This is a genomic window from Sellimonas catena, assembly GCF_027924685.1.
GTDB classification, from domain to species: Bacteria; Bacillota; Clostridia; order Lachnospirales; family Lachnospiraceae; genus Sellimonas; species Sellimonas catena.
Window position 1 is genome coordinate 1 of sequence record NZ_BSBO01000060.1, and the last position, 8,789, is coordinate 8,789.

At 47.7% G+C, this 8,789-nt stretch carries 7 protein-coding genes, 1 tRNA gene and 3 pseudogenes; 2 read left to right on the top strand and 9 right to left on the bottom strand.

What is annotated here, in order from left to right; translation table 11 throughout:
* Positions 1-134: 134 nt before the first annotated feature.
* Together Selli1_RS17475 and Selli1_RS18735 are read left to right on the top strand one after the other, a co-directional pair.
* A tRNA-Asn gene (locus tag Selli1_RS17475) sits at positions 135-207 on the top strand.
* Positions 208-461: 254 nt separating this feature from the next.
* Positions 462-1,271 (top strand): annotated as a pseudogene (locus tag Selli1_RS18735) (AlbA family DNA-binding domain-containing protein); the annotation flags it as partial.
* Here Selli1_RS18735 and Selli1_RS17485 read toward each other — a convergent pair.
* From Selli1_RS17485 to Selli1_RS17525, 9 genes and pseudogenes are all read right to left on the bottom strand, one after another.
* Positions 1,265-3,121 (bottom strand): recombinase family protein, encoded by a 1,857-nt coding sequence (locus tag Selli1_RS17485; RefSeq protein ID WP_281874323.1) that lies wholly within the window; start codon positions 3,119-3,121, stop codon positions 1,265-1,267. The pseudogene Selli1_RS18735 and the gene Selli1_RS17485 sit on opposite strands and share 7 nt — an antisense overlap.
* Positions 3,122-3,175: 54 nt before the next feature.
* On the bottom strand, positions 3,176-3,367 hold the full coding sequence (locus tag Selli1_RS17490; RefSeq protein ID WP_001820669.1) for a hypothetical protein: 192 nt from the start codon (positions 3,365-3,367) through the stop codon (positions 3,176-3,178).
* Positions 3,368-3,438: 71 nt separating this feature from the next.
* On the bottom strand, positions 3,439-3,669 hold the full coding sequence (locus Selli1_RS17495; RefSeq protein WP_001206986.1) for a YdbC family protein: 231 nt from the start codon (positions 3,667-3,669) through the stop codon (positions 3,439-3,441).
* 45 nt (positions 3,670-3,714) lie between these two features.
* The gene (locus Selli1_RS17500) at positions 3,715-4,569 is read right to left on the bottom strand and encodes a ParB/RepB/Spo0J family partition protein (RefSeq protein ID WP_000743700.1); all 855 of its coding nucleotides are present in this window, start codon (positions 4,567-4,569) and stop codon (positions 3,715-3,717) included.
* A gap of 8 nt (positions 4,570-4,577) precedes the next feature.
* Positions 4,578-5,543, bottom strand: a complete 966-nt coding sequence (gene mobV / locus Selli1_RS17505; protein ID WP_001820668.1) for a MobV family relaxase — start codon at positions 5,541-5,543, stop codon at positions 4,578-4,580.
* Between the two features lie 517 nt (positions 5,544-6,060).
* Positions 6,061-7,093 (bottom strand): annotated as a pseudogene (locus tag Selli1_RS17510) (AAA family ATPase).
* Positions 7,094-7,247: 154 nt separating this feature from the next.
* Positions 7,248-7,722, bottom strand: a pseudogene (locus Selli1_RS17515) (RNA polymerase sigma factor).
* Between the two features lie 83 nt (positions 7,723-7,805).
* Positions 7,806-8,231 carry an RNA polymerase sigma factor gene (locus Selli1_RS17520; RefSeq protein ID WP_000323895.1) on the bottom strand — a complete coding sequence of 142 codons (426 nt, stop codon included), beginning with the start codon at positions 8,229-8,231 and terminating at the stop codon, positions 7,806-7,808.
* Positions 8,232-8,325: 94 nt separating this feature from the next.
* The gene (locus Selli1_RS17525; RefSeq protein ID WP_281874331.1) at positions 8,326-8,787 is read right to left on the bottom strand and encodes a sigma-70 family RNA polymerase sigma factor; all 462 of its coding nucleotides are present in this window, start codon (positions 8,785-8,787) and stop codon (positions 8,326-8,328) included.
* Positions 8,788-8,789: the final 2 nt, after the last annotated feature.

Consider the following 8,789-nt stretch of genomic DNA (forward strand, 5'->3'; position numbering starts at 1 on the left):
TAATAGGTCGAGGGCATAACCAAGGAATGGTGGATAGGAAAAAGCAGGATGACAGAAACGTGGACTTATATGTGGTTTTGAAGGTACACAAAAGGAAACACCTGAAAAGGTGTGTTTCTTTGTATCTAAAATATTCCTCCTTAGCTCAGTCGGTAGAGCATGCGGCTGTTAACCGCAGTGTCGTTGGTTCAAGTCCAACAGGGGGAGCTTGCAAAGCCCGTAAACTTAATGTTTACGGGCTTTATTTATTCTGAAACTTTTTGTGGTGGTTGTCAGAAAGGTGTGTTTATCGCGTCAATCCTGTCATAGCATGGTTAGAATAGAAAGCTTATATTTTACACATCTTTTGAGAATAATAGCAGTATCAGGTCAAATCGCGTCATAATCGGGTCAAATATATTGACACGATTGGCACGATTTATTATAATATGTCCATTGAACAAAATAAAGGAGATGGCAGTATGCTTTTTCGAGAAAGTGAGACTGTAGAGCTAAAAGAAATTGTTGTAGATGAAATCAAAAAAGAAATCATTGCTTTTGCCAACTGCAACGGCGGCAGAGTGTATATAGGTGTTCGGGATAATGGAGAAGTAGTTGGGCTTGATGATCCCGACAGAGTCTCTCTACAGGTCAGCAATATGGTGAGGGATGCAATTAAGCCGGATGTGACGATGTTCCTTCATTATGAAACAATAGAGGAAGCGGGGAAGAAAATCGTTGTTGTGGATATTCAGCGCGGAACAGATCGGCCGTATTATCTCGCTAAAAAAGGGATGCGCCCGGAAGGAGTATATGTCAGACAGGGATATTCGTCTGTGCCTGCCACAGATACGGCTATACGTCGTATGATTAAGGAAACGGATGGAGACCGATTCGAGGCGATGAGGAGTTTAAACCAGGAGCTTACATTTGAAGCTGTAAAAAAGGAATTTGAGCTTCGCAAAGTAGAATTTGGTCCACAACAAATGCGTACTCTAAAACTGATTGATCAGGACAATCTTTACAGTAATTTAGCACTGCTTCTATCTGATCAGTGCGTGCATACGATTAAGGCTGCTGTCTTTCAGGGAAAGGATCAGACGATTTTTAAGGACCGTCGGGAGTTCAGCGGATCATTAATGAAGCAGATGAATGAAGTGTACGATTTTATTGATTTTCGTAATCAGACCCGTGCGACGATAGAGAAGCTGCGGAGAATTGATGTCAGAGATTACCCGGAAATTGCGGTGAGGGAATCACTTTTAAATCTTCTGGTCCATCGAGATCAGTCGGTCATTTTTTGCGGACAGTTCATACATGCTATCCTTTTCTGTTCTCTGCTCCTGCGTTTGCTCTCGTTTGATTTCTCCCTCCGTATCTTCTTGGCACAAGCAGGACAATACCTTGATGCACCAGAGCCCGGGACATATTCAACGCCGCACACCGTACAATTTTTAGTGGGCATTGCTGCCCACCGTTTTGTAGGTATGATATGTAATTCATCGACAAAGCCGATGAATTTATAGTAAATCTTGATTTCCTGCTTCACTGTTCCGTCTGCCATCTTCTCACGCTCCGAAACAAGTATCTTGTCTATGAGTGCGTTTATAACTGTTGCATCCAGTTCTTTTAAGCCTTGATAATTTCGGATAAGGGCGAGGAAGTCACGGATTCCCCGTGATTTCTCGTAGCTTTCATTAAGAGTTTCCGTCACCTCTTTCAGCCTTGCTTCAATTTCAAGCTGCTCTTTCTGGTATTTCCCCGACATCATCTCAAAATTCCGCTCGGTAATACGCTCCATGACCTTATCCTCGTAGAGAGAGGAAAACAGCCTGTCCAGTTCCGCAAGGCGTTTGTTCAGCTTCTTACGTTCTTTCTCTAATGCTTTCGCCCTGCTCTGGTCTGTTTCCGTGAGCCGCTTTTCTATGGCCCTGACCGCCTTTTCATCATTCACTGCCATATCCGCAAAACAGTTGATGTCGGCAAGAACGGCATTGAATAAATCCCTTGCTTCTATATTGTGGGCACTACACTCGCTTCTTCCGTTTCTTGCATAATTATTACATGAATACTGTACACAGTCGATAATCTCTGGGCGTTTCCTCCTGTGTACGTTCATTGCCCGCAGAGCACATCCGCAGTCCACACACTTGATAACGCCTGCAAAAATATTTACAAATCCTCCCTTGTTCTGTGGAAGCCTACGACTTGTAATAAGCTGTTGGACAATATCAAATTCCTCCTGCGTGACTATTCCCTCATGGGTATTGGGTATCACTTCCCATTCTTCGGGCAGCTTAGAGGGGCGTTTCTTGCTTTTCATATTGGCGGCAATCCGTTTGTAGCCTACAAGATTTCCCGCATATATCGGGCTTCTTAAAATGCTCCTCACGCTGTTCCCACTCCAAATATAGCGTTTGTCCTCGTTCCCCTCAAAATGACGTTCAAAGCCTGTTTCGCCACGCTCCGCCGCATAAGCGGCAGGGCGTAGGATATGCTGTTTATTAAGATGTCTGCAAATTTTGGCAACTCCATTCCCTTTTAATGCAAGGTCGAATATCTCTTTTACAACATGTGCCACTTTATCATCTATCAGCAGATGGTTGTGGTCGGCAGGGTCTTTGATATAGCCATAAGGGGCGGTAGTTCCCATGAATTTCCCCTGTTGAAACCTCGCCCGATATGCCGATTTTATCTTAACAGATATGTCAGCGGCATACATTTCGTTTAAAATGTTGCGGAAAGGCGTGATGTCCATAGCAGATTTATTCAAGGTATCTACGCCGTCATTGACCGCTATATACCTCACGTTATGCTCTGGGAAGAAAACTTCCAGATATAACCCACAATCAAGATAGTTTCTCCCCAGACGGGATAAATCTTTCGTAATCACGCAGTTTATCAGACCGCTTTCAATGTCTTTTATCATATTCTGGAAACTTGGTCTTTGGAAATTTGTACCAGAATAACCATCGTCCACATACGTTTTTGCTATGTGCCATCCCTGCTTTTTCACATAATCCGTGAGGATGGATTTCTGTGTCGCAATGCTCGCACTCTCGTTATCCGTACCATCGTCTTTAGATAAGCGGCAATAAATGCCGACTAAATAGATTTTCTTTTCTTCTTTGATTCCTGCCATACTGTAAAACCTCCGTATCTGTCCTATCTGTTTTCATGTCCCATTGCGTACATTCTAAGCGGACAGCCCCTCATTGTCGAAGGTGTCGCCCTCGGCAATCTTCTTCCGAATATCCTCGGAGATAATCGGGACAAACGCTTCTGTAACGGTCTGTGTGCCGACATATTCACGGCTGATTATCATCTGCACTGGTGCTTTTGGCACGATACGCTTTCTCTTTTTATCTGCTTTCTTATCCTCGCCCATACTTAAATCTTCCTTTCCAGACAGGGCAGGGAAGAGTTTGGAAATGTCCCCGCCCTGCCAATCAGATACCATTAATCCTCGCTGTTTAATTCTTTCTGTAATGCTTTAAGGAGTGCCGCCGCTTCATCAGCGTTCAGCGTGATTCCCTTGCCGCACTTTTCACGGTTCGGGGAAAAGCTGCGGATGTCATACTTCGGCTCTTTCCCATTCCATGAAATGAGATTGATTTCCTTTGTGTAGCCACTGTCGCCCGTAGACAATACTGCGATTTCCTTTACGATTTCATACTGGATTTCTCTCATTCTCCATACCTCAACTCTCTGTATTTACTTCCCGAAAAAAGAAGATTAGCGGCTGTCACGGTTGCGTTTCCTCTGCAACTCACGCTCCAAAAGTTTGATGATGGTTTCCTCCATCTGCTTCGGCGTTGTGTTCTTCGGAAAGTATTTTTTCAGCTTGCTTGTGTTGATTTTCAAGGTTTCTTTCTGGTTGCCCTTTTCCTCCGTCATAATCGCAAATATCGTATCCATGTCAAGCCGCCCGCTCTGGCTTAACTGTTTCATCCGCTGTGCCTGTGAGAGTGAGGGCGTTGCTTCTTCGCTCTCCATCGTGGCAAAGAGGTTTTCCTGCTCGTCTTTCTTCAAGAAGGACAGTTCCACCGCAGGCGTGAGGGCGATTTTCCCCTCGTCCACCATCTGCAAAATCGGCGGTATCAGTTCCGTCAGGCGGATAAAACGCTGCACGGTCATCCTGCCCACGCCGAAGCCCTGTGCCACCTTGTCGTCCGTCCGCAACTTCGTCACAACTTGTGACGAGGTTAAGTCTGTGCGGAAACCCTGCCGCTTCATGGCTTCGGATTTCATCTTGTAAGCAAACGCCCGCTCCGATGGCAGGATATTCTCACGCTGCAAATTGCTGTCTACAAGGGTGATGATGGCTCGGTCACGGTCTAAGGGCAGGACAAACGCAGGCACGGTATTTATCCCTGCAAGTTCAGAAGCACGGACACGCCGCTGTCCTGCAATCACTTCATAACCGTCCCCGTCCTCTTTCGGGCGTGTGATTATCGGCGTGACAATGCCAAATTCCTTGATGCTTTCCGCTAACTCTGACAGTGTTTCATCTTCTGCCACATGAAACGGATTGTCGGGGAACGGGTACAAGTCTTTGGTCTTTAACACCTTAAAATCCTGTTTCTTCATTCACATATCTACCTTTCTTTCGCTCTGCTTCTATGATTTTTCTGCAATTCTTCCAACACTTCGGGCGGTATTTTTGACAGCAGCCGCCCCATCTGCTCGTTGGTTCTCTGCAATTCAAATATCTTCTGATTCGCTTTCTGCACCTTTAGTTCCTGCTCGTACTTTTCATCACGCATACGCCCCGCATAGTCTGATTCCTGCCCAATTCTCTCTTTCAAACTGTCGATATACGCCTGCTGTTTCCCGATTTCCTTAGAGAATTTCTCCACGTCTGGCAGCCATGCAGAGAGTAAATCTAACGCTTTATCCCTTTTCTTCCCTGCGTTAAAGGCGTTGATGTCGGATAGGGCAGACACGATTTCTTCATACTGTTTATCAAGCCTGCCGCCTAATTTATAGAGCCATGTGGGGACGTGTTTCCGCTTGGTTTCCATTGAGGACTGCCCCCGTTCAAGCTGATTCCACCGTGAGGACATCCGCTCATGGTAGGCGGTCTGCCACTCGGATAATGATTTCTGGTTGCCTAAGATAGCTTTCGCTGACAGCTTATTGTCTGGCGTAATCGGCACAAAGCAGAGGTGCATATGGGGCGTTCTCTCGTCCATATGGACGACAGCGGAGAGGATATTCTGCTTTCCAACACGCTCCGAAATGAAGTCAAGAGCCGTCTGGAAATACGCTTTTTGTTCTTCGGGCGGTAACTGGTTCATAAATTCTGGTGAAGCTGTGATGAGCGTTTCCACCATCATCACGCTGTCTTTCCTTGTCCTGCACCCCGCTTCGGCTACCATGCGGTTAATCTCTTTCTTGTAGGTGTACTTTGGTGGTGCTATGAGATGGTAATTGTTTTTAGAGCGTTCCATATCTATATCTGGGTTGCTTTTGTAGGCTTCTTTCTTCCGCTCGTTGTGGCGTTCACAAGCCGCAACGCCGCCCGCTTTTCGTTTCTGGAAACGCAGGATTGCATAAGGCATAGGCGGATTCCTCCTTTCTTTCGGCGGGTGACCGTCCTTTGGGGTGACAGCGGTGACGGTGGTGACAGCAGTTTTGGGATACCCCCTGCCGACTGCCGCAACTGTCACCCTCACCCCCTGCATGACGGTCATGTCGATGATGACGGTGTTTTTGGGATACCCCCCTCGCAAGAGCCGTCACCGTCATGCCGCCATTCTTTTATCCGAAGCCGTAAGGCGTAGGATAGCAGGGCACAGCCCTGCCTTAAGGGAGTCCAGAGGGAACGTCTGGCACACGACTTTGCAGGGCAAAGTGTAGTGTGTTACACCCTGTAAACGCAGTCGGAAAAATCGGAATGATTTTTCTGACCGCAGGGGTGGTTTTACACGACCGAAAAGGGCGAGTAAATCTCACGCCTGCATTTTGCGTTTACGGGGTGTTCTCCCGTAGGGATGACAGCGGCAGGGTATCCTAAAATCACTGTCACCACCGTCACTGCTGTCACCCGCAGGGCAGAGCCGCCAGCTTTACATGGCTTTAAGCGTCAATGACAGTAACAGGGGGGTATCCTAATATCGCTGTCACCACCATCACCGCTGTCACCCGCCCTCCTTGCAAGGGCAATCCGCCTGCCGTCTTTCCTGCGGCTGTACTGGTAGCAGATACGGTTCTCGCTTAAAAATGTGGTGCGGTATTCATTCAGCCATTTCGTAATCACCGTGGGTATGGTTTCCGTTTCCCCCATAGCGGCTAACAGTTCCGTTGCCGTGCCTATCCATTCTTCCTTATCCCTCATAAAATCCACCAACCGAAAAAGGACATCTGGTATCGTTTCTTTCGCAAGCTGCTCCTGCGTTTTCCGCTCCACAAGCTCCCAACGGCAATCACGGAAACGCAGCGTGTATTCCTGATAAGGCGTGTCCCTGCCCGTCACATACAGCTTGGCGGTGTCAGACGCACGTTTCTCCTTTTCCAGAACAAAGGTAGCGTCCGCACTCCCCGTTAATCCTGTCGTCCCAGACACCTTGTTGAACACGTCGCTGTCATTCTGCTTTCGGATGTGGTGTACGACAATGACCGCCAGAGAGTGCCTGTCGGCAAAGTCTTTGATGAGGGAGATGTCCCCATAGTCGCTTGCATAGGCATTGTCTTTTGAAGCTGTACGGACTTTCTGCAAGGTATCAATGACAATGAGCCTGCTGTCTGGGTAATCTTTCAGATAATCTTCAAGCTGCACGATAAGACCGTCTGACAGCTTGCAGCTTGCCACGGCAAAGTGGAGCCGCCCGCTTGCTTCGTCCGTCAAACGAAATAACCTGTCCTGTATGCGGCAGAACGTGTCCTCAAGGCAGAGGTAAAGCACATCGCCCTCCATTGTCGGCATATCCCATAAAGGGATTCCCTGCGACACGCATAAGCATAGCTTCAGCATGAGCCAGCTTTTGCCTATCTTCTGTGAGCCGCAGAACAGCGATAAGCCTGTCGGGATAAGGCTGTCCACCACAAAGGATGGTTTCTCAAGCGGTTCATAAAGGAGCGTTTCGGCGTTGACTGTCTGTAACTTCTGCATGGCTTTCCTCCTTTCGGGCGGTGTCTTTGTTTTCGTTGCACATAGGCGTTGACCTCCTTAAAAATAGATTTACTCCCACGGAAAAAAGTGAGAGTATGTAATGCCGCCAATCCCACACAAATAAAAAACAGATTTCTTTTTCGGGCGGTGTCGGTCACGGTTGGAGATATTTCTTCAATTTCCGCCTTTACTTTCTCCTTTGCAATCGCAACAGATTTCTGTATTGCCGAAGCGGTGCAATGCTCCATAGCGGCGATTTGGTAAAAATTGAACTCATACTCGTAGTAGAGCAGGAAACGCCGCCTTTGTATCTCTGGAAGGCTCCCAACCGCCTTATAGAGCGTTTCATTCCGTTCTTCCTCAACCATGCGTTCATCAAGGCTCTTAGGCACACGCAACGTCCGTCTGTAAAGGGTTTCGTCCCATACCTCGTTAAACTCCCTGTGCCGCTCGTCCCATTAGAAAAGATTCCTGTTCCTGCGCTCCATCTGCCGAAACTCCATAAAGAACTGTTCCGACACTTCCAACTCGTGGGATTTGCCCTGCCCGTCCTTAAAGCTGATAAAATACCTTGTGCCGCTTTCCGTGGATTCCTCCCGAAGCGTGTATGCCTTAACCCTGTATGCCATCCTGTTGTCCTCCTGCAAAAAATGAGTGAGGGGATTTCCATCCCTCACCCAGTAGCCCGCAGGATGGCAGGCTGTTTTAGAAGCTATAAAATTTTCCGCAGCTTCTTCCGCAGATGGTCTAACCTCGCATAGATGGCACCAGTCGTCAAATGCACAAGCGGGGCAATCTCCTTTGTGGAATACCCCTGCATTTTCAGCAGGACGATTTTCAAGGTACGCCCGTCCACCGTGACTAATACTTGATAGAGATTTTCGCTCTCAATCTCTTCCAGTAACTCCGCAACCGTACCCACTTCCGCCTGCCGCTCCCTGCCTGCCATGTCCTCAAGATATTCCGCAACGTCATTCGTCCATCGGTAAAACCGCCTGTTGGAATTGAAGTCTGCCCTGTCCGCCATGCGTATCTGCTCAATGGTCGCTTCATCAACGCCGCACTCACGCAGCAGCTTTTCCTCCGCTTCTTTCCAGATACGCCATTTCCTGTCCTCCCGTCCGTGGTTGTATGCCATTCTTACTTCCTCCAATCAGAATTGATTGAGAGGGCAGAGAAAAGCCCCCTCATCTTCCCAAAGGAAAAAACAAGGGGGCTGAACGCCTTAAATTTTAATTTTCTATTATCTTTCTTAGTTTTATTAGGATTCTGGCTTTGCGTTTGTTTACAACGCTCTGGGTTATGCCCAACCTCGCCCCGACTTCACGCTCGGAAAGTCCGTCAAAAAAGATTGCCTGTATCAGCTCCTGTTCACTATCCGACAGCAAAGGCAGGGCGGCTTTCAGCCTGTCCACCATGACCGCATTGACAACGGTTTCTGCAATGTCCACCGCTTCATCAGTGATAAAGTCCAGAGGATTCCCCTCGCTGTCCGTAAATCCGTCGAGAGATAGCAGTCTATTCTTTGTATCTAATTTTTGCAGATAACGCCACCGTTCCTTGTCACGGTAGAAGTCTGTGTATTGCTCCCTCACGACTTCAAGCAGACAGCCTTGAATGGGGATAAACAGCTTGTCCATATAGGTCTGGTCGGATTCCCTGCAACGGCAGAACTCCGTGTAGGATAATTCCACAT